The sequence below is a fragment of the Pseudomonas sp. zfem002 genome, from assembly GCF_032621685.1.
In the GTDB taxonomy this organism is placed as follows: Bacteria; Pseudomonadota; Gammaproteobacteria; order Pseudomonadales; family Pseudomonadaceae; genus Aquipseudomonas; species Aquipseudomonas japonica.
This window is the reverse complement of record NZ_JAVYJH010000021.1, coordinates 164454-189782: the sequence shown is the minus strand read 5'-3', so window position 1 is coordinate 189782 and position 25329 is coordinate 164454. Positions and strand designations below refer to the sequence as shown.

The following is a 25329-nucleotide window of genomic DNA, read 5'->3' as shown; positions in this document are numbered from 1 at the left end:
GCCCGCCGCGAAGGCGGGCGCTGGGGAGGTCAAGGCAGGGCGTAGGCGATCACATAGTCACCGCGATCCGTCGACTGGCGTGCACCGCCGGCGCTGATCACGATGTACTGCTTGCCGGTCTTCGGCGACACGTAGGTCATCGGGCCGCCCTGGCTGCCCACCGGCAGGCGGGCTTTCCAGATTTCCTCGCCGTTGCCGCTGTCGAAGGCGCGCAGGTAGAAGTCCTGGGTGCCGGCAATGAACACCAGGCCGCCCTGGGTCGACAGGGTGCCGCCGAGGGTCGGCAGGCCGATCGGGATCGGCAGGTGCATGCGGATGCCCAGCGGGCCGGTGTCTTCCACGGTACCCACCGGCACCTGCCAGGCGATCTGCCGGGTCTTCATGTCGATGGCGGTCAGGGTGCCGTAGGGCGGGGCCTGGCACGGAATGCCGGCGACCGAGAGGAAGCGGTTCTTGTTCACCGCATACGGCGTGCCTTTCAGCGGCACCGCGCCCATGCCGGTGTTCAGCGCCTCGCCACCACCGGCGGCCTTGCCCTGGTTGGCCGACGGGATCATCTGGATCCACAGGCCCAGGCGCATGTCGTTGACGAAGATGAAGCCATGCACCGGGTCGGTGGACAGGCTGCCCCAGTTCATCCCGCCGAGGGAGCCGGGGAAGCTCAGCGACAGGTCGTTGCCTGGCGCGGTGTAGAGGCCGTCGTAGCGCATCTTCTTGAAGTCGATGCGGCACAGCAGTTGGTCATACGGGGTGGCGCCCCACATGTCCGACTCGCTCAGGGTCTGCGCGCCGATCTGCGGCATGCCCACGGATCTGGGTTGGGTCGGCGCGTACTGCTCGTTGGGGATGCCGGCGGCCTTGACCGGGACTTCCTCGACCCTGGTCAGCGGCTGGCCGGTGGCGCGGTCGAGGACGAAGATCTGCCCGGCCTTGGTGCCGATCACCAGCGCCGGCACGCTGCTGCCGTCATCCTTGGTGAAGTCGATCAGGCTCGGCTGCATCGGCAGGTCGAAGTCCCAGAGGTCGTTGTGCACGGTCTGGTAGACCCACTTCTCGGCACCGGTGCTGGCGTCGACGGCGAGGATCGAGGCGCCATAGCGGTGGTTCAGCGCGGTGCGCTCGGCGCCGTAGAGATCGGTGGACGAACTGCCCATCGGCAGGAACACGGTGTTCATCGCCGCGTCGTAGGACATCGGTGCCCAGCTGTTCGGCGTGCTGCGCACGTAGCTGGCGCCCTCGGCCGGGACCTGCCTGTCCTGCGGGTTGCCCGGGTCGAAGGCCCAGCGCATGGCGCCGGTGATGACGTCGAAGCCGCGGATCACGCCGCCGGGCATGTCGGTCTGCACGTTGTCGGCGACCCGGCCGCCGACCACCACGGTGGTGCCGGCCATCAGCGGGGCAGAGGACAACTGGTAATAGGAGTCCGGGACATCACCCAGGCCAGCCTTGAGATCGACCTGGCCATTGTTGCCGAAGCCCTGGCAGAACTCGCCGGTATCGGCGTCCACCGCGATCAGGCGGGCGTCGATGGTGTTGGTCAGCAGGCGCCGCTGGCAGTTGGCACCGGCCGGCACGCTGGCGGCGATGATCGGCGAGCTGTTCGGCTGGCTCGGCTGGGCCAGCGGCTGGGTCGCGTCGAAATAGGCCATGCCGCGGCAACGCTGCCAGACCTTGGACTGGGCGTTGATCTGGTTCTTCCACAGCTGCTTGCCGCTGTCGGCGTCCAGGGCGATGAGGTTGTTGTGTGGGGTGCAGATGAATACCTTGTTGCCGATCTGCAACGGGGTCAGTTGGTCTTCCGCGCCGTTGCCGTCGCTCACGGCGATGTCGCCGGTGCGGTAGGTCCAGGCCACCTGCAGCGTGTTTACCGTGTCGCGGTTGATCTGGTCGAGCGCGGCGAAGCGGCTGCCGCCTTCGGTATTGCCGTAGTGGGCCCAGTCCTTCTGCGCGTTGGCCGGGTCCACTGGGGTCAGGCCCGGGCCCTTGCCGCTGGCCGGCACGCTCGGGTGGACGACGAACATGTTGCCCACGGCGATCGCCAGCGCCACGGCCAGCAGCGCGGACAGGCCATAGGCGCCGCGCCCCGGCGTGCCTCCGGCGGCGCGGGCCAGCAGCGGCCAGGTCAGGGCCACGGCCAGGCCCACCGCGCTGAACATGAACAGCCGCGAGAACAGCGGCCAGAAGCCCAGGCCGACATCGACCAGGGCCCAGATCGCCGTACCGACCAGGAACGCCGCGTAGACCCAGGCGCCCGCGGGCTTGCGCAGGGCGATGAGGAGGCCGGCCACGGCCATGACCAGGCCGCCGATCAGGAAGTACCAACTGCCGCCCAGGCTGGTCAGGCGTACACCGCCCGCGGCCAGGGCCAGGCCGAGCAGGGCGATGACCACCCCCAGCCCGACCAGGATGAATGTACTGAGGCCGCAGGCCCGAGTTTGCTGCTTCATGCCATGTATCTCGCTGTTTGAATGGGGGGCATTATACGCTTAGCTTGCTAATTAACTAGATGGTTCACAATTTTCTGCTCAGATAAGTGCAGGCCCCGGGACGTGACGGACAGGCCTGTCAGCGTTGCGCCACGGGCCCTGCGCAGGCGGCCCGGGCAGTGCTGGCGTGCTTGCGCAGGTGATGGTTTTTCGCGGCATTTGACCGATACCCCGCGACGGTCTACACCTTCGTCAACCGCTCGCGCGGGATGCCATTTGGCCAGCCTGTCGCCAGGCGCGCGGTTTCACGCTCTTCTCCTTGCAAGGACGCCGACATGACTCAGACCATCGAATACTGGCGTGAAACCGACCAGGCCTGGCATGCGGGCGGGCCGGGGATCGCGGTGGTGACCGCGGACGATGCCTACACCGGCACCGATCCGCAGACCGGGCGCGCGGTGTTCCTGGACTTTCCTGCGACCTTTCGCGGTCTGGTCAACGATGCCTTGCGCTATATCCACGCGACCCCGGCCGGACGGCAGATCCTCCAGCAACTGTCCGCGGCCAGCGCGGCCTCCATCGTCCCGGCCTTGCTGGGCAACAGCGTCAAGGCTGCCGATGGCGCCTTGAACCTGGTTGCCGAGGAACTGATTCCCAACAGCCTGATCGGCGGTGTCACCCAGGCCGCGCTCAACCGCCTGACCATCCCGGCCCATGCCCAGCCGCGCTGGCTGGCCCATGTGATCAACAGCGCCCAGGAACTGTTGCTGGATGCCGTGCCCGGCAGTGGCACCGGTTTCTGGGCCGGCCTGGAGAAGGCGCGTCAGTACGCCAACCAGTGGACCTTGCTCGGCGACCCGCGCTATGCGCGCTGGAGCAGTTCCAACGAAGGCTATTTCAATGACCAGACCGTGGCCCGTTCCCTGGACGGGCGCGGCTACGACATCGGCATCACCGTCCACGAGGTCGCCGCCTGGATCGCCGGTCAGCCCTTGCCGGGGCGCCTGAGCCAGCGGGCCAGGAACCATGCGCTGGTGGCGACCCTGGCGGCGTTGCGGCATGTCTCGCCGTCCGGCAACGGCAGCGCCTCGGACATCGGCTGGAACCCGTATCCCAGCAACCCCCTCAACCTCAGCCGGCCGGCGGCGATCGGTCTGGCGCATGAACTGGTGCATGCCTACTACAGCGGGCGGGGCGAACAGCTCGGGCGCGATTTCGGGCATCCGACCACGGTGTTGTTCGAATTCCTCTGCGTGGGGCTCGGGCCCTGGGACGAAGCGGCGATTTCGGAAAACGGCATTCGCCGGCATTGGTATTCCCATGCGGTGCCGTTGATGCCGCGGGGGGAGAAGCAGAGTCGCAAGGCGATGCCGAAGAGGATCAAATATCTATGAGGAGCAAGCGGATAGGGAAATGCCTGTTCCTCGAATCCGGGCAGTTCTTTATCTGACGATTTGGAGATACGGATGCGATCTATCCTTGCTGCGCTGATGCTTGTCAACGCTGTGACCTCTACCGCCATGGCAAGTTGTCTTGACGAGGTTTCATCATTTGCCGAGAAGATCTGCGGTGAAATCAAGACGGATGGAGATAGCTCCACGACCGTAATCAGCGGCGAGTTGGAGGCGGAGCTTTCCGGCATGATTCGCAAGGTATTGGGCAATGCGAAAGCCGGTACCGAAGGAAAGCACATTACTGACGCTTACAAGAACGTACTGCGCAACGATCTCCCTCAGGAGTTGAAGAGTGTCAGGCAGTGTCGAATGAAGATGGTCGAAGTGGGACGTTCCGAATTGTGCCAGCCCGCTGCGGCACAAATCCCGAATAAACGCTATGTCTCGGAGCCGCAGGACGTGTTTCCGGGGGTCGCCATCTCCTACCCGGGCACATGGGCCGAAAAAGAGGCTGGAACCGGTGTGCCGCGCCTGCTGCCTCCGTTGAATTCGAAAGAGGACAAAGCCGGACTGGAGGTTGAAATATCCGTGAACTCGGCTTTCCGCGAGGGTGTTGAAAATGGGGCAGGTATTACATTGCCGAAAGATGAGCCTCGGGATCCGGAAACCCTGACCAATATGGAGCACCTGAAATACATCAAGAGCTATATACAGTCGATGCATGAAGATAACCCCGGCTTTTCCTGGTTATCTGAACGTCAGGTAGACATTCCGGTGTACTCCGACAGTGAGGACCCTCCTGACAGAAAGACGACGGAGCGCGCGTGGGTGGTGGATTACATCGAGGATGGGCGCAGGGTGGAAGCGCTGCATTTCTTCCAGCAGACCTCCTACTATGGCGCGCCTGCCGAAACCTTCGGCCTGGTGACGGTAACCTGTATTGCGCCGAGCGAATTCTTTGATTCGGTCGAGGCGGCCTGCAAAAGTGTTCTCGATAATACAGTGGCTATATCGGGAAACTATTTTGCTGATTAGCCCAGGTATCCGGCGCGTACGAAGGCGTCCCGAGCAGATCACTCAGCAACGTGACAGACACAACATATCTTGTTGCCATCAGGGTCCCTGATGTAAGCACCGTAATAGTCTGGCGAGTATTGAAGGCGTAATCCTGGCGCTCCTTCGTCCGTTGCCCCGGCGGCCATGGCGAGTGCATGGAACGCATCGACCTGGGCCCGCGTAGCGGCTTCGAAGGCGACCATCGAGCCGTTGCCCGGGGTCGCGGGTTCTCCGTTCAACGGGCTGTAGACGCAAAATGCCGTGCCTGATGCATCCATGTCCCGAGTGAACAACGCGCGCTCCGGGTTGTGCTTGAACGCGCGCAGGTGGATGCCCAGCGGTGCCAGCACGCGCTTGTAGAAGTCTGTGGTGCGTGCGAGATCGTTGGTGCCGACAGTGACATGGCTGAACATCAGGTGCTCCGATTGGCGAGGACATCACGGGATTCAACTCTATCTTTTGCACGTCATGCTGGCACCCATTCATGCGCCAACACCGTGATGCGGATGTCGTGGGGCCGCCTGCGCGGCCCGGTATGACGCTGCTCAGCTCGCTTGCTTGCTGCGCAACAACGCCTCGGTCAAGGCCTGGCAGATCTCCAGCGAATGCTGGGTGGCCCAGGCCAGGCCTTGCAGCGATCTGTCCGCCGACTCGCAGACCTGGGCATTGGTTTCGTAGGCCGAAGCCAGTGACAGGGCGAGGTGCACGAGGACATCTTCCAGGCCGGCGTCGGCGCAGACGGTGAAGAGCGGTGGGTGGGTGCCCTGGCAGGTGCCGAAATGCGTGTGGGCTGTAGTGAGGCTTGGGGCGGGTGGTGGATCCGGAACGATCTTTTTCATCGTGTACCTCGCTGGAGAAATGAGGAACCGACACCTTGTCGCTACCAAACGAAAGGTGGCGGCTGTACGTGGGTTGGTAGACCGGTCTCCAGGCAACCCGGCGCGCACGAAGGCGCCCCGCGCACAGCCACCATGACGCTGAACAACCGCACGAGTCGGCTGAAGGCAATGGACGCTTGCGCTCTGGAGAAGATGTAGGGCTACCAAACCCTGCCGCCAAACCACGGCGACCGGCGAAGACTAGGTGCCCATTTCCAGGAGCGCAACGGCTGAAAAGGCGGAAAAGTATGCTTGGGAAATGGACTACATGAAAGTCGGATCAATAGGAAGATTTGTAGCTTGATGCGGCGACATCATTTCCCAAATGCCCAGGCCACCCACGTCACTGGTACAGCGCATTGCAGGCATCGCAGACACGCTCCTCGGAAATCTGCCCTGCTGCCACCAGCGGGTAGCGCACCTGCTCCCTGTGGCCGGCGTGCGTGGCGCAATGGTGCTTCCCGCAAACGCGGCAGTGATGGATGCGGTTAGTGGTGGAGAAGCGCACGTTGCAGTGTTGGTCTGCGCATTTCCAGGCATTCTCGTCCGGCTCCCAGCGTGCGCTTGGCAGCGGATCGTAGATATGTCCTGGCGCCTGGTTGTGACGACAACTGTCGCATACGCGCTCGAGCGAGACGGCGTCGGACTTGAGCGGGTTGCGTACCGGGCGTGTGTGGCTGGAGTGGTCATGGCAGAACACATCGCCACACAGACGGCAGTGGTGGGCCCGGCGCAAGGTTCCGAACGGTTGCTGGCAACTTGCACAGCCGGCTGGATCAGGGGCGATCCAGACCGCGCCAGGTGCTGGCGAGCGCGCCTGGTTGAAGCGCCCCTGGTTGGAAAGCGGGAGAGTGCGCTGGTCCTGGTTGAAATCATCGGGGTGGGTATGGTTGTTGGACTGCCCCACGCTCCAGCCGGCCAGGCGCAGGCTGCACAAGCCGCAGAAATGCAGGAGCGGAGCGCTGGTGAAGTTGTAGCTCATGATGCAGTGCTGGTCGGCGGCGTCGTGGAAGGGCGGATACATGCCCGAGGTCTGTGCCAGCGTGATCGGCCCGAGGTGGGCCTTGGGGCCGGCATGAGGCATGCCCAGGGTATGGCCGATCTCGTGGGCGATGGTGAGCGCCGCAGAGGTTCCATACAGGCTGCCGGCACGGATGACGGCACGTTGCTTGACTGTCAGGTGCTGCGTGGCCCAGTCGTCCGATTGCCCGTTCAGGTAACGGAAGGGTGCGTAGCAGGTTACCACCGCGCTCTGGTCGAGCCTCTGCCGACACTGGTGGTTGCTGCAGTCGCGGCTGCCATTGCGCCTGAGCTCGGCCGGGGTAGGGGTTCCGCAGGCCGGGCAGGCGGCGTAGTTGGAGATGGTCGTGGAGGCCTCCGCCGCCGCGCTGTACTGCAGCCACTGGTCGGCGAAGTCGAAATGATACAGGTGGATGCCGGGCACGTTGGGGCTGACGCTGCGTGCATGCCTGGCACACAGGGCGGGGGCGATGGTTCCGCCCCAGACTCGGCATTGCTCCTTGTAGCTGGCTTCGTTGGTGATCCCCACTTCCCTGAGCAGTAGGTCAAGCCGGGCATCGGAGGTCCGGCCCAGGTCGGCCCGGGTCGGCAGGACCAGATCGGTATCCCGGTACCCCCCGGGGCGGTTGCCGGCGTTCAGGCCTGCGTCCACCAGTTGCGCGCCCCGGAAGGCCCTGTCATCGGCGAAGTGCTGGGCGCCGTAGTGCTGCTGCAGCCAGTCGCCATGGGCTCTGACGGCTACGCAGAATGCCGCGTAGTCCTTGAAGTTGATGGCGTAGTCGCCGTTGTGCTGGTTCGCGGGCATCAGCAGCGCCAGGCGGTGGGCAAGGTCCAGCGTGGCGAACGCCGCGGTGGCGCTTGCCCGGTAGGCCGCCTCCGGGATGTCCTGGGCCGCGGCGGGGGCGACCAGGTCGACGCAGGCTGCCGCCAGGTACGTCCGGACGTTATCCCAGACCAGCCCGACCACGCCAACGTGGGCGTGCTTGCGCCACTGTCTGGCCACGTTCACGCGATGACGGACGACCAGGTTGCTGGCGCTGGCCAGGCTTCTCGAGTTGCTGGCGGCGGCCTGGAGCCTGTCGTCCTCGGCCACGGCGAAGTCAGCCAGGCGCGGATAGCCCAGGTAGACCCGCAGCCGATAGCTATCGCCGGCGATGTGCGAGGGCAGGAAGAGAATGCCGGCCTTGCCGCCATCCACGCTGGCCGAGTCGGCAATGGGGCGCGATGTGGCGGCCCAGGGACGATTGGCCACGGCGGCAAGCGCATTGGCGGGGGCCGCGAGGGTTGCACCTGGCAGGGGCAGGAAGTGCGGACTCAGGCCGCCCCGCTTGCCGCCATGGTCGGCGTGACAGTTGGTCCGGGCATGGGGCCACTCGCTCGGCTTGTAGTCGAGCGCGTTGGCGATGAAGGCCTGTGCCGTGGCGTTCGGGTGTGCCGGCCGGTCGCCGCCTTGCCAGTCCCACTGAACCGCCAGCCGACCGAGTGCGCTCGCGCCCTCCTGGGCGGTGGCCGGGGTGCCGTCCGAGCGCCGAATGCGCAGGGTCGCCCGCAGCGGCACGCTCGGACCGTCGCCGAAGAGTTGCTTTTGGCCGGCGTACACCGCGTTCGAATAGAAGTCCATCTCCGACCTGGAGAACACGTTCATGGTCAGTGGAAGGTTGGCGTTGGCAGGCGCCGCGGGGCCCAGATCACCGGCGACCAGCTGCGCCGCCAGCGCATTGCGTGCGTCGCTGACCAGTTGTCGGCGGTGCACGGCCTGGTTGCCGGCGGCGGCAGGAGGTATCCAGGCGTCGCCCTCCAGGTGCAGCTGGATGTCGTGAACCAGCACGTCCAGATAGATCCAGCGCGCCGCGCAGGTGACCCGGGTGGCGGGGGTGACTTCCTGGATCCGCAGCACCAGTTTGTAGGGGGCATGCTCGGCAGTGAGCATGTGCATGGGAAAGTTGCCGTCCAGCGCCGCGCCGACGGTCACTTGCGAAACCGGGTCGCTGGCCAGGTGCACGTTGTCGTGCAGATCGCCGTCGAACCGCGTCGAGCCATTGGCGCCGATACCGCCGCCGGTGTAGTCGAGATCTTTCCACCAGAGCGCTTGCGCGTCGTTGCGCCGGAACAGTTCCAGGCGCAGCCTGAGGATCCGTGCATGCCCGGTGAGGGTCCAGGAAACGGCAAAGTTCTCCACCACCGGCGCCATGACATACCGTCCTGCCGCATCGGCAGCCAGCGCCGCGCCGGCTGGGGCGGCGAAGCTGGTGCCGGCCGCGGGATGGCCATGCAAGGTCAGGCTGGCGATGGAACAGGTGTCCTGGGCCACGAGGCAGGCGGCAACCACGGGGACAGGCGGGGCGGCGGGGAACATCCCCGCGTCGTCGATACGGGGAGGATAGGCCATCAGCGGCTCCTTTCGGCCAGCAGGGCAAGGTCGTCCAGACGGCGCTCGGCGGAGCGCGTGCGGTCGTCGAGAATGCGGGCGGCGTGCTCGTCCTGGAGGAACGCCGGATGAACCGATGCCACGATCAGCACCAGGCGCAGCAGCAGCCGGGTATCTTCCAGGCCGGCGGCGAGGCCGCGCTCGCAGACGCTCTCGATGCCTTTGCGCAGCAGCGCCTGGTCGCACTCGCCGCCAGCGAACGGCGGCGGGGCGAACTGTTGGGTCGGTACCTGCTCGCGCAGATAGTCCAGCGTCCAGACGACGAAGGCGTCGAGCAGCGCCACGCGCTGAGCGTTGCGGATGGTCAGCATGGGCTGCTCCCGCAGGTGTCGCGAAGCACGGAGCCTGACCCGGGGCCGTTACGAGCCATGGCGTTTCTCCAGTTCCGCGATCGTTGCCTCGTCCACTTCGCCGGTCACCTGCAGCCCGCACAGGGCCTGGAAATGGCGCAGCGCAGCGTCAAGCGCGGGGCTGGGCTTGCCATCGGGTGGGCCGTCGAAATAGCCGAGATTGCGCAGGCGACCCTGTACCCCCTTGAGGGTCGCGGTCGGTCGCATCGAGCTGAATACGAGGGCGAAGGTCTCGCCCGTTTCCAGGGTCAGGGTGCCGCTGCCGATGTCCGGCATCACGCCGAACCGGATCCAGCCGTCGGCGTCGCTGCGTCCCTCGCTTTCGCGCTTGCCCGCTTTTATCCGGTAGCCGAGGTCGGCGCGCGGCTCGTCGTCATTCTGGGTCAGGCGCACTTCCACCGTGACCGGAATGCCTTTGCGGCGAAAGCGGTAGCGGCGATCGAGCGCCTTGGCGACATCGCGCGGGGTGATGTCCGGGACGAACAGGCGGTCGCCTTCGGCCAGGATATTTCGCTGGTCGGCACGCGCCTGGCGCAGCTCGGCATTGTTCGGATGATGCCAGAGGGTCTGCCAGTACAGGCCGTTGTCGTAGGCGATGCTGTCAACGCTGTCGGTGCCGCTGACGAGGTGGTAGAAGGGCATGTCAGGCACCCTTGCCCATGGCGGTCAGCAGATCTTTCATGGCCTTGAGCGCATTCTCGCAGGCTGCGTCGCTGACGCTGGTGTCTTCGATCCTCATGCTTGTGTCTGCGCTCTTCGAGCCGATGACATCGGAGGGCTCGCACAGCGTTGCTGCGTCGATCAGGGATTTCAAGGAATTGCCCTCATGGTCGAGGAGTGCGTCAGTCACCTGGTCCACGGCTTGCGCATGCCGTGCATAGAGGGCGACATAGGTCGGCTTCCTCAGTTTTTCCAGCGCCTGCCGCGCTTTGCGCGCGGCTTCTGCTTTCAGGAAAACCTGTCTCTTGTGCCTCAAATCATGCGGTATCGACCATGAATCCATTCGATGGCCTTTGAGGAAAACATGGTTCGCCTCTGCGTCGAACAGAGCCTCGTCGCTGAACCATTTTTCCAATTCGACTGCGACCTCATCATCGGTGAGCGGCGCTGGATCAAAGGGAACAGGTATGTAGTCCATGGCTGGCTTGCGCCTGTTCGTGCCTGGGTCGGACTGCTTGAGGGGGTCGCTCTTCGCGAAATAGACCCCGTTCCCGCCCATGAGCCCCGCAGCTTTCGTTCGAAAAGCCTCCGTCAACGTCACATGGACGGCCTGTGCCCCTTCCGTCTTTTTTTCCCGGTATGCATGGTTGTGCTGGAAGCTGACCAGGCGCGCGTTCAGATAGCTGTTCCTGCCTGACTGGTAGCTGGGAAAAACATGATCGACCTCGGGGGCCGCTTTTCCTCCCTGTTCGTCCAGCTCGGCCCAGACATCAGCCGTCTCGCCTTCGTACAGCTCATCCTTGCTGACATCCGAGAGCAATTGGCCGTCGTTCTTCCAGCGGTTGAACAGGCGCAGATAAGGCCGCTGGAAATCGTCATAGGCGGTTGACGGGCTTTGCGTGCCCACTTCCATGGTGCTGAATACCCTGGCGCGGCCCAGGTTCTGCGAGATGCGGTTGATTTCCCACATGAACTGCAGCAACTGGTTGGGCGGCTTGGCGGGTGTTCCCTTGCCGAGCACATAGTGATCCAGATCGCCTTTATCGATCAGAAACCCGCGCAATGTCTCCCGGTCCAGCCCCTCGAAGATCTGCTTCGCGGCCCTGAACTCGCCGTGGGCTGTGTCGTTGGTAGCGATGGCAGGTGCGACGCCACGATTGCCAAGGGAAAAATGCGTCACCATCTGCGTATTGCGCATGAGCTTCACGTGAAACCAGACCGGTATGCGCCCGTCGCCGTTGGTGTCGTCGTAGAACAGGCGCACCTCCATTCTGTTGACGACATTCAGCGCATTCTTCGTGCCCAAGGACACCACGACCTCGCTCTTCGTCGGCATCGTCACCCGTTCGTCAGCGATATTCCAGGCTTCACCGCCGCCGATGAGCTCGCCGATAGTCGTTTCCATCTGGCGCCATTTGCCGCTGCGATTGAACTGCGGGTTCATCGGTGTGATCAGGTGGCTATGGTCGGTGCCGTTCAGGTCAAGGGCAATGATGTGGCCTCGATCGAACAGACGCATATCGCCGATGTCATCGTTTTCGTCCGCGTTCGATGGCGCGGACAGGCAGGCGGGCGTCGACTTGCGCGGCGGGACCTTGTGATTGTTTATCGGGGCGTCGACGAAGACCTGGCGCTTCAGGGTGTTGGCGGAACCGGGTATGGGCTGGAACTTGATGGTTTTGTTTTTGACCTCGGTTTTCTTCGGGATCAGGCAGGTGCGGCAGACATCCTTGATGTAGCAGTCGCAGGACGGAACCCCCAGCTTGCAGACGACGCACTGTACGTTCTCGTCGGTGCGATAGGGCATCGTGCAGGTCGGGCACTTGCCGCCATTGCCGATACAGCAGAGGCTGCCGGAACGAGCCTTGCCATACAGCGGGTGGCGACTGCTGCTCAAGCAGTCGTCGCAAGCGTTGGTAATGCAGGCCCCACACCGATGGAGCGTCTGGCTTTCCTTGCCGCACAGACCGCAGGCATCTTTGCCGTCGAAATCCTTGCGCTTCTTGCTGTCCTTACTCAAGTTCGAGCTCCTCCCAGGCCTCGCCGTCCAGTTCCGGGAAGCCGACCCGGCAGACCCCTTCCTGGGCGATCCCTTCCAGGCGGGCGCTGCCGTTTTCGTCCAGATAGCCCGAGACCCGGGTACCGTCGGGGAATATCACCAGGTACTGCTCCCAGGGCACTGGCTGGTCGTCCTCGCCAACCAGTTCGAACGCCAGCCAGTGCGTGGTCACTTGCTGCTCGGACCGGGGACAGGGAATCACGGTGGCACCGACCAGGGTCATGGCAGCTCCCTGTCCCAGGCGCTGGCCCAGGCGCGATAACGCCTGATTTTTTCGTTCGGGGCCAGGCCATGGCTGCAGAGGATCGCCAGCGCCGGCACGGGCCAGTTGGCGCGGGTCAGCGGCAGCGCCGGCAGGGGCGGCAGATAGTGGCAACTGACCTCGATGAAGTCGGCCACCTCGGCTTCATGCTCCAGGCCGAAGCCGCGCGCGGCCTCCAGGCCCTGCAGCACATCGTTCGCCACCCAGCCGTGCGCCTGGCCACAGGCCAGTTCCAGGCGGGTCAGCACACGCTGGACGAAACCTTGCAGTTGAGCGCGTTCGAATACCTGCATCTGCTGGTTGTTGATGGTGAGCATCGGTTGTTCGGTTCGAAATGAAAAAGCCAGCCTAGCAGTGGCAAGGCAAATTGCCATTAGCTTTTTGGTGGGGCACGCTTCGAGGCCGGTAGCCGAGGGGCCACGCCTGTTTGGGTGGTAGGGAGGTGCTCGCAGCGGCCGAAAAGCCGGAAATGAGCGAGCGATCCGAGCGTTCTGGAGTGACTCCCACTTTCAAAATCGGCGGTGCTCGAAGTTGCCGCGAGAAACATGGCTGCTTCAGCTCCTCTCAGGAGCGTGAAAGGCTCAAGGTCGTCATGTAGCATAGGGCAGTAAACAGTTCCAAGTCATCCCCCTGCTACGCAATGCTGTACCAACTCTAGGAGAGTTTGTGAATGATAAAGACTATCCCGATGTGGAAAATGATGATGGTCACCAAGGGAAAGATAATAGGCGGCCTGGTGCTCGCGGCCTTGCCTGTTTTTATCGTTGCCGGTGCGGGAATGTTTATTGAGGGGTTGCAGGACGGGCAGGCGAGTCAAGCGGCAATGGGGCTTCTTGGCCTGGTCTTCTTTGGCGCGTGTGCTGTGGTAGTGGTACCTTCGAAGAAATATGTTCCGGGCAAGACATTCTGGTTTTATAGAAATAAGAAACTCAGTACGCAGATCGCCATAAACTACGGTTATGGCATCATGGTTTTTGTCGTGGCGGTTTTCGTGGCGCTTGCGCCGAAACAGGCGCTTCACACAATAGGCCTCGGCGTGTCAGGTTTATTTGGCCTCTATATTCTGTCAAAGAGCTTGAAATTCCACGCGGATATCGATTTTTCGACAAGTGAGTATCTGGCGACCGCGCTGGGGTTTTCAACAGGGGAGAAGACCCTTGTCAGCTATCAGAATTTTGATACCGACGACGTTGCCGTTGGTAGCAATGCGTTTGCCGCAACGGCAACAAAATTGATCGTGGCGTCGTTTGATGGGCAGCGTTGGAAAAAGCTGTCACGGGACCTGAGCGATGTTGCGCAGATTGGTATTATCAGCAATGAAAATCAGAGTTACTTTGTTCAGTTGAAATTCAGTGATGGTTCCGATGTTCTGTTGACCATCGGGCTCTATGAAAAGCTGACATCGAATCCCATTCTGGTAATCAGAAAGCTGCTGGAAGTGATCGATGCAAGTCTCTTGGGTGACAGTGCTGCGCCACAGGTGGCACGCAGGCGTCGTGCGGTTGTCGACGCTGGGGTTCCAGCCTCGACCTCACACGTTGCCGCGCCCGAGGCCGAACTTGCATCCACGGCACCAACGCGCAACATTGAATTTACCCCTGACGTATTGAAGGCCATCCAGAGCGCCGAAGAGGTTGTTCCTGGTCGCCGGCTGGAGCTTTGATATGTCTCACTGTACAAAATTTGAATTTTCCTATGTTAACGAAGAGGCGATTGCCAAAGCGTTCGGCAAGATGGGCCTTAGCCCAACGACGGGCCTGGTCGCCACATTTGCCAGCGACTTCAGTAAAAAGGTGCTGAGCAAAGTCGGCTATATGGGCACGCAGCAATTCAGAGCGATCTGTGGCCAGACGGCCGATGGATTCAATCTGTTTGTCTGCCAGGTCGAGGAGGGCGTCTACACACTCCTCATTGAACGGGGAACCGTTTCGGCCGGCGATGAAGCGATCATGGCCGATCTGGCTTTGAGTTTTCAGAAAGCGTATGTCAGTGTCGCCATCGACGAGACCGTCAAGCGTATAGAAGCATCAGGTGTTCCGGCCAACGTGAAAGAAACGCGCCAAGGGTTCGAAATCGAATTTGGGCCCCACCACGAATACAGCATTCATGTGACCTTTACGGGGGATCAAATCATGGAGGAGGTGCGTGGTGTCAAAGGCGACATCTGCACGAGGCTCACCGAAGAGCTTGAATCGCTACTGTCCCGCCCTACGTCGGAACTGCTGACCGAGTGGAAGCCGGAATATACCGTCGTTCATGAAGAGCAAACCCTGCAAATTCTCAGCGCGAATCTATAAATGGACATCAATGTACACCATATGGAGTTGAGCCACGTTAACGGCCCCGGACTGCGCTTGACATTATGGGTGCAGGGTTGTGCATTGAATTGCAAGGGTTGTTTCAATCAGCAGACCCATGCTCGCGAAACGAACCGGTTGCGGTCTGTTGATGAGTTGGCGCAAAAGATAAATGCGCTGGATATCGCTGGGGTGACCCTTTCCGGAGGGGAGCCGCTCGATCAGGCGCCAGCCTTGGAACAACTGATACATGCTGTCGATGGCGACAAGAACTGGATACTTTATACAGGCTATACGCCAAAGGAAATATTCCAGAATGAAAGCATGATTCGTGTTGTCAAAGCCGTGGACCTGACGCTGGCGGGTCGGTATCGGCAGAACGCGGAGCATCCTTATCAGCACAAGCAGATCATCAAGACCAGCGACAGGGTCGACGTTGATTTTTTCCGTACCAGGAGAGTTGTCGAATTTGTTGTTTCGAATTCCGCTGTCACCAAAACCGGTCTGCCGGTGCATAGATAACTCAATTCAAGCGCAGGGATACCAGGCATGAGCCGTACCAAGCAGATAACAGACTACCTCAAGGCGCGTTATGCGATATTGGTTATTGAGTCTTTCGAGGAAGAGCGCGCACTCAATGAGATTTCTGAAATCGCCAGGACGCTGAGTCATCGTTTGTTCGTCTGGAACTCGACGCAGGGTGTCCAGACCAATGGGGTGGTGGCGGGGGACAAAACCTTTGACTTGAAGGTGGCCTTGGACTTTTGCGAGGAAAAGGCAAAGGAAGAGAGCAGCAAGAACATATTTGTTTTTTGTGATGCTCATAACTACCTGGCCTCCAGCTCGAATCCTGTCTACCGTCGTCGACTGCGCGATTTCGCCATAAATATTCGCTCGCGCGGATACCGAAGCAACTGCATCATCGTGGCCCCTAGCTTTGAAATCGCCAACGACCTGCAAAAGGAAATCACACTGGTTGATTTCCCTTTGCCGTCACGAGATGAAGTCAAGGTTCAGATAAAAAACTTCGTCAACTCCTGGCAAGGCAACAGCAGCGTCAAGATTGATCTGTCCAGCGACACCAACGAGAAACTCATCGATGCCGCTCTGGGACTCACGGGATTGGAAATTGACAATAGCCTGTCTCGTTCATTGGTATCGAGCCTGAGTATCAATGAAAATACCGTGAAGGACCTGCTTTCCGAAAAGAAACAGATCATCCGGAAAACCGGCATCCTCGAATACATTGACTCAAAGGTAAATCTTGACGATGTTGGGGGGCTGGCAACGCTCAAGAAGTGGCTCCATCTGCGCAGCCAGTGTTTTGGCCAGGCGGCTCAGGAGTTCGGTGTCGGAACCCCGAAGGGGCTGCTCCTGACCGGGGTTCCTGGTTGCGGTAAGTCGCTGACTGCGAAATGCGTATCGTCGTCGTGGAACATGCCATTGCTGCGCCTGGACATGGGAAAGATCTTCCAGGGCGTGGTGGGCTCGTCAGAATCCAATATTCGTTCCGCGCTACGTACCGCGGAAGCCATTTCGCCCTGCATATTGTGGATCGACGAGATTGAAAAAGGACTTTCCGGCTCTTCCGGAGGTGCATCCGATGGGGGCACGGCTTCACGAGTATTCGGCACGCTGTTGACGTGGATGCAAGAAAAAACGACGCCTGTTTTCGTCTTTGCCACCGCTAACAACATAAGCGGTTTGCCTCCGGAGTTTTTGCGCAAGGGGCGATTCGACGAAATATTCTTCGTTGACTTCCCGTCGACCCTGGAAAGGAAGAAGATTCTTGAGATACACCTGAAGAAACTGAAGCGTGACCCGGAAAAATTTGATCTGGACCGTTTGTCCGCGCTGGGCGGTGAGGCGAATTTTGGCCAGGATATCGTGCTTTCGGGTGCGGAAATTGAAGCGTGGGTTGGCGAATCGTTGATTGAAGCATTCGCACGGCGAATGAATGGTTCTGCTGATGCAAGCGACCTGACCATGGCTGATTTTGAAACGACTATTTCGCGTTTGGTGCCGATGAGCAAAATGCGCAAGGACGAGTTTACAAAGCTGCGTGATTGGGCCAATCAAAATGCAATCAGCGCTTCGGCTGTGGTGGCCGGTCAAAATGATACGGAGACGCAAATCGGCGGCCGGCAGATTGATTTTTAATCTGCTTGGGTTTCCTCGCTGATGACATCAGGTCCGTGGATATCAGCCCAGCAAAAGTGACCTGCCGTGGGGCGGAAAGGTGATTTCGCGTCGCTGGTGGGAATGGATATGTCCCCGTTTTTCGTACCCATGGCCTTGGTTCTCCAGGTCCCTGTATTCGGGACATATCCATTGGCGATGGCGACGGAAAGTCACCTTTCCGCTCTTACAGCGGGTCACTTTTGCTGGGCGGCAAAAGTAACCAAAAACGCCTGCGTTCCGACATCCGGCCCTACGCTGCGCTCCGGGTTCCCTCGCTCCGGCATCGCTCCATCGGGCACGCGCCGACGGGCCATCCTGGCCCAACGGCGCTTGGCGGGCATCCATGCCCGCCATCCCGATTCCGCGATACCTCCACTCGGCCTACTGACGGCCCGCGGAAAATCAAAAGCAAGATCAAAAGCCAAAGCCAAAGCCAAAGCCAAAGCCAAAGCCAAAGCCAAAGCCAAAGCGAGGAGCGAGACAGGCCCTGTGTCGGCTTTCACTCCATTGAAGACTTGTGTAGATACCGATGCATCAGCTCAGAAGCCATTTCCCACGACCGCTCAGGAAATTAAACCTCGGCGTGGATCCTGAAGCCCGCATTACTGGTGTAGTCTGACAGCAAAAAGCCATACCGCATTTCCCCAGGCGACACCCGTTTCATCAGGAAACCGCAATGTTCGAGATAGATCGCAACAGCAAAGTGCTGTTGGTGGACCAGATCCGCAACGCCATCATCGCCCGGATCGAAGCCTTCCAGTGGGTCCAGGGCAGCCGCCTGCCGTCGGTCAGGGCCCTGGCGCGGCAGCTGGGCGTGAGTATCTTCACGGTCAGCAGTGCCTACGAAGACCTGGTCGCGCAGCGGGTGATCGAGTCTCGTCCCGGCGCCGGCTACTACATCCTGCCCACCGACCCGGCAGGGGCCAAGCACCTGGAAAAGATGGTGCCGCCGTCCAGCCTGCACGCCGGTTTCCTCTACCGCGCGCTGGACCCCTCGCAATACGACACGCCGGTCAGTTCCGGCTACCTGCCGCCGTCCTGGCTGGCCGATGCGGTGCCGGCCTCGGTCACCGGCCGGCTGATCCGCAGCACCCTGTCGTGCAGCGTGCCGGCCCCGGCGGCGGGCAGCCAGGAGCTGCGTTCGGTGATCGCCAAGAAGCTGCGCGAGCTGCAGATCAATGCGTCCAGCAGCCAGATCGTGGTGAGCATCGGCGCTACCCATGCGTTTTCGCTGATCCGCAACGTCATGCTCGAACCCGGCGATTACCTGCTGGTGGAAGACCCCAGCTATCTGTTGCTGCAACTGAAGCTGATCAAGGACCGCGACTTCAACATCATCACCGTGCCGCGTACCGTCGATGGCCCGGACCTGGATGCGATGGAGGCGATGGTCAAGGAGTTCCGTCCCAAGCTGTTCCTGACCCAGACCCTGGTGCACAACCCCACCGGCGGCAACACCTCGCCGGCCAAGGGCTTCAGGATTCTGTCGCTGGCGCAGAAATACGATTTCCACATTGTCGAGGACGATATCTTCGGCGCCCTGTGCGCCCGCCAGACCCTGCGCCTGAGCAGCCTGGACGAGTGGAACCGGACCTTCTACCTCAGTGGCTTCAGCAAGGTGCTCAGCCCGGCGCTGCGCCTGGGCTACGTGGTGGCGCCGCCGGCGTTCGTCGAGCGCCTGGTCGAGCAGAAGATGTACAACGTGCTGTGCGGCTCGTCGCTGGACGAAACCATTGTCGCCTACACGCTGGAGTCGGGGCGCTACCAGCACCATCTGGATGCCTTGCGCCAACGGGTCATGCAGGAACGCACGCGGGCCCGGGAATGGCTGGGCAAGTTGGGCGTGGAGTTCGACGAGGGGGCAGCCGAAGGCCTGTTCCTCTGGGCGCGCTTCCCTGCGCAGGTGGATCTTCGCCGGCTCATCGAGCAGGCGCACGACGCGCGCATCTTCCTGGCGCCGGGGTCACTGTTCAGCAATACCCGCGACTACGACCAGTACCTGCGCCTCAACGTCAGTCACTGTAACGACCCGCGTTTCCGGCAATTCCTCGATGCCCATCTATGCAGCGAAACTGCCAGCGCTTGAAGTAGTCCGCCAGCGTGCTGACCTTGCCCAGGTCCTCATAGGAATAGATGACGCCATTGAGGATCTGCACCACGTCGTTGTCGCGCAGAGTCGGGATGAAGCTGTCTTCGAGGATCTCCGAGCCATTGACGGTCAGGCTCAGGTCATCGATCCAGTACAGCGGCTTGCCGTCCTGGCCGGACCAGATGCGGCTGTCGGCATAGAAGGACTTCAGCGCCAATCCATTGGTTTGCATGGGCATATCGTTGATCCTGGTTCGACTGATTGAAAGGTGGGTCATGGTTCACGCCTTGCGCAGCGCGCGAAAGCGCAACCGGGTCGCATCCACGGTCCAGCGCCCGCAGCAATCGAGCAGGTCGCCGACCAGTTCGTCGCTGACTTCTTCCACGAACGCCTGGCGCAGCGCTGCCGGTACCGCACTCAGGTAAGGGCTGTAGTGTTGTTCGAGCCACTCGCCGAGGGGCCGGTCCAGCGCCATCGGGCGCTCGAACCAGCTGATGTAGCTGACATGGAAACCGACCTGTTCCAGGACCCGCTGGTACTGGTGGGCGCTGGGCAGGTAGTCGTGGTCCATGCCGCGCGGGTCGATCGAGCGACGTTCCAGGGCTCCGCGCAGGGCCTGGCGAATCAGCGCGCCGTGGGCGCGGCCGGCGAACTCGCCGACGAAGCGGCCACCCGGCTTGAGGGCCATGAAGGCGCCACCGGCGACCAGCTCGGCCTGGTGCATTTCGTTCAGTGCGTCATGGCTGAACACGGCATCGAATTCCTGATGAAAATACAGCTCCTCGGCGTTGCCGCGCTTTACCTCCAGCCCACGCGAGCGGGCGGCCAGCACCCGTTCCGGACTGACATCGAAGCCCACCACTTCGGCGCCCTGGCTGGCCAGGTGCGCGCTCAGACGGCCATCGCCACAGCCGATATCCAGCACCCGCTCGCCCGCCTTGAGCGCCAGCAGGCCGACCACGCCCTCGGCGTGGTGGACGAGGCACGGTGGGAGCGGCTCTGGCGGTTCGCTGCCGGGGCGGAAAAAACTCGGAGCACTCATCAAATGAATTCCATCGGATACAGGGATGAAAAAGTGCGCGCCGGCGAGCCGACGCGCACGGTGTTCAGATGCGCTTGGACAACCACACCAGCACGATCACCACGGCGCACACCACCGGGGTCAGCCAGTTCCAGGCCTCACCCATCAGCCAGATCGAGAAGGCGAAGGTGAAGAACGGTTGCAGCAGCTGCAGCTGGCTGATGCGCTGGATACCGCCCAGGGCGAGGGCGCGGTTCCACGAGAAGAAGCCCAGCAGCGAGTTGATCAGGGCCAGGAACAGCAGGGCGGCGACGCCCTGGCCAGGCAGGTTGGCGATGGTCTCGCCGTCGTAGAGGAACAGGCTCACCGGCAGCAGCACCGGCAGGCTGACCACCAGGGTCCAGCACATGACCTGCCAGCCCGGCAGTTCCTTGGACAGCGCGCCGCCCTGGGCATAGCCGAAACCGGCCAGCAGTACGGCGCCGAGCAGGGCCAGGTCACCGATGTAGATGTCCTGCACGTCGGACTTGATCACGGTGTACGCCAGCACTACCAGGAAGCCCAGGCCCGACACCGCCCAGAACGCTTTCGACGGCCGGGTGCCGGTGATCAGGGTACCGAAGATCGCGGTGGACAGCGGCAGGGCGGCAAGCACCACGCCACCGTGGCTGACCGGGACGTACTGCATACCCAGCGCGGTGAGGACCGGGAAACCGTAGACGATGCCGGTGGAGGTCAGCAGCATGCGCTTGATCTGCGAGCCGTTGGGCAGCTTGGCGCGGCCGATGATCAAGAACGGAATGGCCGCGAACGCCGCCAGTACCGAGCGGAAAAAACCGACCTGGAGGGCGCTCAGGTCGCCGGCGAGCATCTTCGCCGCCGGCAGGGTCATGGCAAACGCCGCGACCGAGATGAGTCCGAGGAAATAGGCCTGCAGGTCCTGGTTCTTGGTGTCCTGGTAGCTGGCGACTGTACTTTGCGTCATTGCAACGGTTCCTTCTGGCTAGACCGGTAAGGCATCCGCCCGTCATGGGCGGATGCGCACGCCGGTCAGATCTGTTTGTTGTTCAGGTTCGGTTTGTCCAGCGGGCTCTTGCTGAGGAAGAACACCAGGGATGTGCGCGTACCGCTTTCCACCTTGCGCACGCCGTGGGGGATCTCGCAGCGGTTGATCAGCACGTCGGCGTAGCCGGTCTTGAGCAGGCTTTCCTTGCCTTCGTAGTCGACGAAGAACTCACCGCCGCCGTACTCCTTGCCGAACTGGATGACCACCGAGTAGCGGTATTCCAGGTTGCTGTAGGTGTCGATGTGCTTGCCGATGAAGTTGCCGGCCTCCAGCTGGTTGGCCTGGCAACGGCGGATGTAGCACTCGCCGCCCATGATCCCGTTGAAGAACTCGCGGCTCTTGCCGGAGGAGAGGATCTCCACCACTTTCTTGCCCCACGGGTCGTTGCGGTACACCGGCAACTGGCCTTTCTGGTCTTCCATGAAACGGCCCACCGAGAGGAAGTTCTGCTCGCCCACGTCACCGATCTCGATGATGGTCTTGGGGATCACCTGGCAGGCTTCTTCCATGTATGCCAGCTCTTCCCGGGTGAACAGCTGGGCGGCATCGAGGGCCGCATAGGCGCTGCTGTTCAGTTGCTGGCTTGCCGTTTGAATGGTCTCTTGCATGATCAGGCTCCTTGAGAACTGGGCGTGGAATACAGGTGGTCGTTCAGGTCGATGGCGGTCGCTTGCAGCGGCCCGAAGGGCTCGCGCACGCCGCGGCAGAGGTGATCGCGAATCAGGTACAGGCCGGCCATGAAGCCCCAGACTTCGAGGAACGGGCCGTAGCTCGACGCTTGCTCCTCGACGCTGGCGCGGTAGTTGGCGATATGCCGGTAATGCACGTTGGGGCGGCGATGGTGGGCGTCGTGGTTGGGCAGGTCCTGCGGGTACACGTACAGGCGCACCGGCACGTCCAGCAGCAGGCCCTTGAGCAGCCAGCCGGCCCAGGCAGCGATCCCGCCGTCAGGCGGTGTGCGGCCCTGGAAGCGGCCCCAGGTCAGGCGACCGTAATGCGGCTTGTCGCCACGCCCGGCTTCGCGCTGGTAGAACCACAGGTGCTCGGTGAACAGCTGCAGCCACATCGAGTGCTCGAACAGCACGGCCCGCGGGATCAGGTAGATCAGGCCGAAGGCCGCCAGGGTCCCGGTGCCCCACAGCACTGCCAGCAGCACGCCCCAGAACGCCAGGCGGAACAGCACTTCAGTGCGTGGCGGACGCACGAAGCAGTCGTTCAGCGTGGCGCGCCACTGGCGCAGCAGGTAGGTCGGCCGGAACGGTGTAGCGATCACCCGCCACCAGTACGCCAGTTCCGACATGCCCGGGTGAAAGCCCTGCGCTTCGATGAAACGCTGGTCCGGATCGATGTCGGTGCACAGCACATGGATGTTGTGATGCTCGCGCACATGGCTCTGGTTGTAGGTATCCCAGTCCTGGTAGAGCAGCGGCGTGGTCAGGAAGAAACGCGCGTAGCGCTGGGCCCGCACCTTGTCCTTGAGTACCGCGCCATGGGTCAGGTAGTGGAAGGTCGCCTGCATGCTGCGCAGGCGGTTGACCATCAAAACCCAGGCACCAAGCACCAGCAGCAGCGCCAGCAGCGGATGGAAGGCCCCGTCCAGCACCGCCTGGCCGAGCAGCACCAGGCCGATCATGCAGGCCCAGGTGAACAGCAGGTGCACCAGCAGGAACGCCTCGCCGGTCTTGTCCATCCGTGCCTTGAGGTCCTCGGCCGGCTGCGCTAGGCCCTTGCCGGTCAGCCAGGTCCACAGTGGCTGCAACGGCAGGTGGGCGTAGCTGGCGCGGACGTTGCCGCGGGGGCCGTACTGGCAGTAGTGGGTGCGCTGTTTCGCGCCTTGTACAGGGCTCATCAGTACACCCGCGTCAGGTAGAGGACCGGGATATCGCTGTACAGCCAGTAGAACGGCTGCATGCGGTTGTGGTCGGCGCCGATGACGATCGGGTTCTGCCACTGCCGGGCGAAGACCTGGCCGATGGCGGCGTACTCGGCACCCTGGGCGTAGAGGATCTGCATCAGTTCCTCGTTGCTGCGGTGCTGGTGCCAGGCCTGGTACAGCGGCAGACGGGCATTGAAGATCGCCGCGTAGTCGAGGTCGCTGTCGACGATGCAGCCGTTGTCGCGGCTGGCCAGGCGCCGTTCGGCGTCGGCGGTGAGCAGGCGCCACTGCGCTTCGCCACCGGCCGCCTCGGCGATCATGATCGACTCGGTCTGCGCGCCGAGGATGTCGAGGATCTTGTCCTGGCTGATGCGCAGCTTGCGGGCGAAGCCTTCGCGGGTTTCCTTGAGGCGGTTGAGGGTCGATTCGTCGAAGCCTTCGAAGTCGCCGGCGCCGATGGCGATGCGCGCATCGATGCCATGCTTGCGCAGAATCGCCTGCAGGGCGGGCAGGGTCTTGACCACGCGCCCGGCCACCAGGCCGATGCCTTCGCCGAGGTGGTCGAAGGTGTAGCGCAGCCGGCCGTTCTTGCTTTCGTAGCCGTAGTCCGGGCAGACCGGCGAGACCAGGGTGATGGTTTCCCCGGCCAGGCCCTTGATCAGGGTTTCGGCGAAGCGCGCCATGAAGTGCGGTGCCGAGTTGCTGAACGACAACCGCTCGAAGGCCTGTTCCAGGTCGATCACCAGGGCGTCCGGCAGCGGCGCCATGGCCGGGTAGCGGACTTTCAGCGCCGGGGTGGTGACGATATTGTCGTTGACCGCGCAGAGCAGCAGGTTGAGCAGCGAGGGACGGCTCTGGTTGATGAACGGCTTGTCGAGAATCAGGGTCTTCTTGCCGTCGCTGTTACGCACTTGCCATTGAAAACCCGGGAACTTCGACTGGATGAACCGATAGAACGGCATATACCGCGGCAAACCGGTGCGTTCATCGTCGGCCTGCTGGAAGTTGCTGTACACCGCCGACAGCCGGGAAACTTCCTCTTCGATACACAGTGCCTTGACCAGATCGGCCGGCGGTTGTTGCGCCAGGGAAATCGGCGACAACACACGCTTGCTGATCAACTTATGGGTAAGTTTGTTTCTGACGTAATACTTCGCGAGAGATTGGCTCATGGAGTCACCGGTACGAAAGTTCCTGGTCAGCAGGCGTAAGTTCGATAAGGTTGATGTTCACGTGGTCCGGCTGCTGCAGTGCCCAGAGCACCGCGTTGGCCACGTCTTCCGGTTCCAGCGGGGTCAGGCTGCTGTACACGCGGTCGGCCCGGGCCTGGTCGCCATCGCACTGCACCAGGGCGAACTCCGAGCGCGTCTTGCCCGGTGCGATGCTGGTCAGGCGGACCCGGCGGCCGACCAGTTCGGTGCGCAGGCAGCGCCCGAAGTGCTCGACGAAGGCCTTGGAGGCGGCGTAGACATGGCCGCCCTGGTAGTGCACATGGGCACCGATGGAACTCAGGTTGACCACATGGCCACGGCCACTTTCGATCAGTTTCGGCAGTACCGCGCGGGTCACGTTGATCAGGCCGTGGATATTGGTGTCGAGCATCGTGGATATATGTTCGTCGCTGATATCCAGCAAACTTCCCTGGCCCTGCAACAGACCCGCGGCATTGACGAGTTTGCCGATATCGGCGAATTCGTCGGGCAACTCATTGAATGCGCTATTCAGCGACTGGCTGTCGCGAACATCGCAGTTCAATGCGTGGAATCGGCCGTGGAATTCATCGGCCAGATTATCCAGGCGCTCTTTTCGACGTCCGATTCCGATAACGTTGCGTCCTTGCTTCATCAGCATTCTGGCGCAGGCCAGGCCAATGCCAGACGTCACCCCGGTGACGACGACCGTTTCATCAGTTCTCAATTGCTGCTCCTTTCATTGCACTGTTGGAAGGGGAAATCGCAGTGTTTCGAAGCGTCCGTGCCTGATGAACAGCTGCAGATTAAGAAGGGCGGTGGGGGATGTACCGGTACAGCGCGGGGGATGCGCGCCAAACTGTATGGTTGCGCGACCATGACAGTTGGCTGGGGGGGGGCGTTGGCGGGTGTCTGGCGAGGTGGGTGCGGGTCTCGGGGGCGCTGCAGGGGTGTCGTCATGCCCCTGGAACAGCCGCCAGATCAACGCCGAATAGATAAAGGCAAATGGCTATGAAAAAGCCGGGCGATTTTCCATGGGCTGGCTACAGTCATTCAAGCCAACCCCAGTAATGCCT

Annotated in this window: 23 protein-coding genes; 7 read left to right on the top strand and 16 right to left on the bottom strand. The window is 62.0% G+C overall.

What is annotated here, in order from left to right:
- Positions 1-29: 29 nt before the first annotated feature.
- Positions 30-2447 (bottom strand): glucose/quinate/shikimate family membrane-bound PQQ-dependent dehydrogenase, encoded by a 2418-nt coding sequence (locus tag RTI28_RS22335; RefSeq protein WP_316922458.1) that lies wholly within the window; start codon positions 2445-2447, stop codon positions 30-32.
- Between the two features lie 314 nt (positions 2448-2761).
- On the opposite strand from RTI28_RS22335, the gene RTI28_RS22330 reads away from it, so the two are divergent.
- Entirely contained in the window at positions 2762-3820 is a 1059-nt protein-coding gene (locus tag RTI28_RS22330; RefSeq protein WP_316922457.1) for a M91 family zinc metallopeptidase, read from the top strand.
- A gap of 72 nt (positions 3821-3892) precedes the next feature.
- A complete protein-coding gene (locus tag RTI28_RS22325) occupies positions 3893-4855 on the top strand; it encodes a hypothetical protein (protein ID WP_316922456.1) in 963 nt (320 codons plus the stop codon).
- Positions 4856-4893: 38 nt separating this feature from the next.
- Here RTI28_RS22325 and RTI28_RS22320 read toward each other — a convergent pair whose 3' ends face one another.
- From RTI28_RS22320 to RTI28_RS22285, 8 genes are all read right to left on the bottom strand, one after another.
- Positions 4894-5289, bottom strand: coding sequence for a VOC family protein (locus tag RTI28_RS22320; protein ID WP_316922455.1), 396 nt, complete (start codon positions 5287-5289; stop codon positions 4894-4896).
- Positions 5290-5421: 132 nt separating this feature from the next.
- On the bottom strand, positions 5422-5715 hold the full coding sequence (locus RTI28_RS22315) for a hypothetical protein (RefSeq protein WP_316922454.1): 294 nt from the start codon (positions 5713-5715) through the stop codon (positions 5422-5424).
- Between the two features lie 382 nt (positions 5716-6097).
- The gene (locus RTI28_RS22310) at positions 6098-9163 is read right to left on the bottom strand and encodes an FYVE zinc finger domain-containing protein (RefSeq protein WP_316922453.1); all 3066 of its coding nucleotides are present in this window, start codon (positions 9161-9163) and stop codon (positions 6098-6100) included.
- Positions 9163-9513: a hypothetical protein gene (locus RTI28_RS22305; protein ID WP_316922452.1), complete on the bottom strand. Its 351-nt coding sequence runs from the start codon at positions 9511-9513 to the stop codon at positions 9163-9165. Before RTI28_RS22305 ends, RTI28_RS22310 begins: the two co-directional genes overlap by 1 nt.
- 48 nt (positions 9514-9561) lie before the next feature.
- Entirely contained in the window at positions 9562-10194 is a 633-nt protein-coding gene (locus RTI28_RS22300) for a peptidoglycan-binding domain-containing protein (protein ID WP_316922451.1), read from the bottom strand.
- A gap of 1 nt (position 10195) precedes the next feature.
- Positions 10196-12232, bottom strand: a complete 2037-nt coding sequence (locus RTI28_RS22295; protein WP_316922450.1) for a DNA/RNA non-specific endonuclease — start codon at positions 12230-12232, stop codon at positions 10196-10198.
- The gene (locus tag RTI28_RS22290; RefSeq protein ID WP_316922449.1) at positions 12225-12494 is read right to left on the bottom strand and encodes a hypothetical protein; all 270 of its coding nucleotides are present in this window, start codon (positions 12492-12494) and stop codon (positions 12225-12227) included. The genes RTI28_RS22295 and RTI28_RS22290 overlap by 8 nt, the downstream gene beginning before the upstream one ends.
- The gene (locus RTI28_RS22285; protein WP_316922448.1) at positions 12491-12850 is read right to left on the bottom strand and encodes a hypothetical protein; all 360 of its coding nucleotides are present in this window, start codon (positions 12848-12850) and stop codon (positions 12491-12493) included. Before RTI28_RS22285 ends, RTI28_RS22290 begins: the two co-directional genes overlap by 4 nt.
- A gap of 353 nt (positions 12851-13203) precedes the next feature.
- Between RTI28_RS22285 and RTI28_RS22280 the strand changes: the two genes are divergently transcribed.
- The 5 genes from RTI28_RS22280 (at position 13204) to RTI28_RS22260 (ending at position 19097) form a co-directional block, all read left to right on the top strand.
- Complete coding sequence (locus RTI28_RS22280; protein WP_316922447.1) at positions 13204-14196, top strand: hypothetical protein; 993 nt, start codon at positions 13204-13206, stop codon at positions 14194-14196.
- Position 14197: 1 nt separating this feature from the next.
- Entirely contained in the window at positions 14198-14830 is a 633-nt protein-coding gene (locus RTI28_RS22275; protein WP_316922446.1) for a DUF2997 domain-containing protein, read from the top strand.
- Complete coding sequence (locus RTI28_RS22270; RefSeq protein ID WP_316922445.1) at positions 14831-15352, top strand: 4Fe-4S single cluster domain-containing protein; 522 nt, start codon at positions 14831-14833, stop codon at positions 15350-15352. It begins immediately after the preceding gene.
- 27 nt (positions 15353-15379) lie between these two features.
- The gene (locus RTI28_RS22265) at positions 15380-16990 is read left to right on the top strand and encodes an AAA family ATPase (protein WP_316922444.1); all 1611 of its coding nucleotides are present in this window, start codon (positions 15380-15382) and stop codon (positions 16988-16990) included.
- Between the two features lie 697 nt (positions 16991-17687).
- Complete coding sequence (locus RTI28_RS22260; RefSeq protein ID WP_316922443.1) at positions 17688-19097, top strand: PLP-dependent aminotransferase family protein; 1410 nt, start codon at positions 17688-17690, stop codon at positions 19095-19097.
- Here the strand turns inward: RTI28_RS22260 and RTI28_RS22255 are convergent.
- The 7 genes from RTI28_RS22255 to RTI28_RS22225 all read right to left on the bottom strand — a co-directional run bounded on the left by RTI28_RS22255 (position 19024) and on the right by RTI28_RS22225 (position 24908).
- On the bottom strand, positions 19024-19338 hold the full coding sequence (locus tag RTI28_RS22255) for a hypothetical protein (protein WP_316922442.1): 315 nt from the start codon (positions 19336-19338) through the stop codon (positions 19024-19026). The two genes, RTI28_RS22260 and RTI28_RS22255, sit on opposite strands and share 74 nt — an antisense overlap.
- 42 nt (positions 19339-19380) lie before the next feature.
- Positions 19381-20142: a class I SAM-dependent methyltransferase gene (locus RTI28_RS22250; RefSeq protein WP_316922441.1), complete on the bottom strand. Its 762-nt coding sequence runs from the start codon at positions 20140-20142 to the stop codon at positions 19381-19383.
- A gap of 64 nt (positions 20143-20206) precedes the next feature.
- Positions 20207-21106, bottom strand: a complete 900-nt coding sequence (locus RTI28_RS22245) for a DMT family transporter (protein WP_316922440.1) — start codon at positions 21104-21106, stop codon at positions 20207-20209.
- Between the two features lie 65 nt (positions 21107-21171).
- Positions 21172-21795 (bottom strand): 2OG-Fe(II) oxygenase, encoded by a 624-nt coding sequence (locus RTI28_RS22240; RefSeq protein WP_316922439.1) that lies wholly within the window; start codon positions 21793-21795, stop codon positions 21172-21174.
- A gap of 2 nt (positions 21796-21797) precedes the next feature.
- Positions 21798-23036, bottom strand: a complete 1239-nt coding sequence (locus RTI28_RS22235) for a hypothetical protein (protein ID WP_316922438.1) — start codon at positions 23034-23036, stop codon at positions 21798-21800.
- On the bottom strand, positions 23036-24235 hold the full coding sequence (locus tag RTI28_RS22230) for a hypothetical protein (protein ID WP_316922437.1): 1200 nt from the start codon (positions 24233-24235) through the stop codon (positions 23036-23038). Before RTI28_RS22230 ends, RTI28_RS22235 begins: the two co-directional genes overlap by 1 nt.
- A 4-nt stretch (positions 24236-24239) precedes the next feature.
- On the bottom strand, positions 24240-24908 hold the full coding sequence (locus RTI28_RS22225) for an SDR family NAD(P)-dependent oxidoreductase (RefSeq protein WP_316922473.1): 669 nt from the start codon (positions 24906-24908) through the stop codon (positions 24240-24242).
- Positions 24909-25329: the final 421 nt, after the last annotated feature.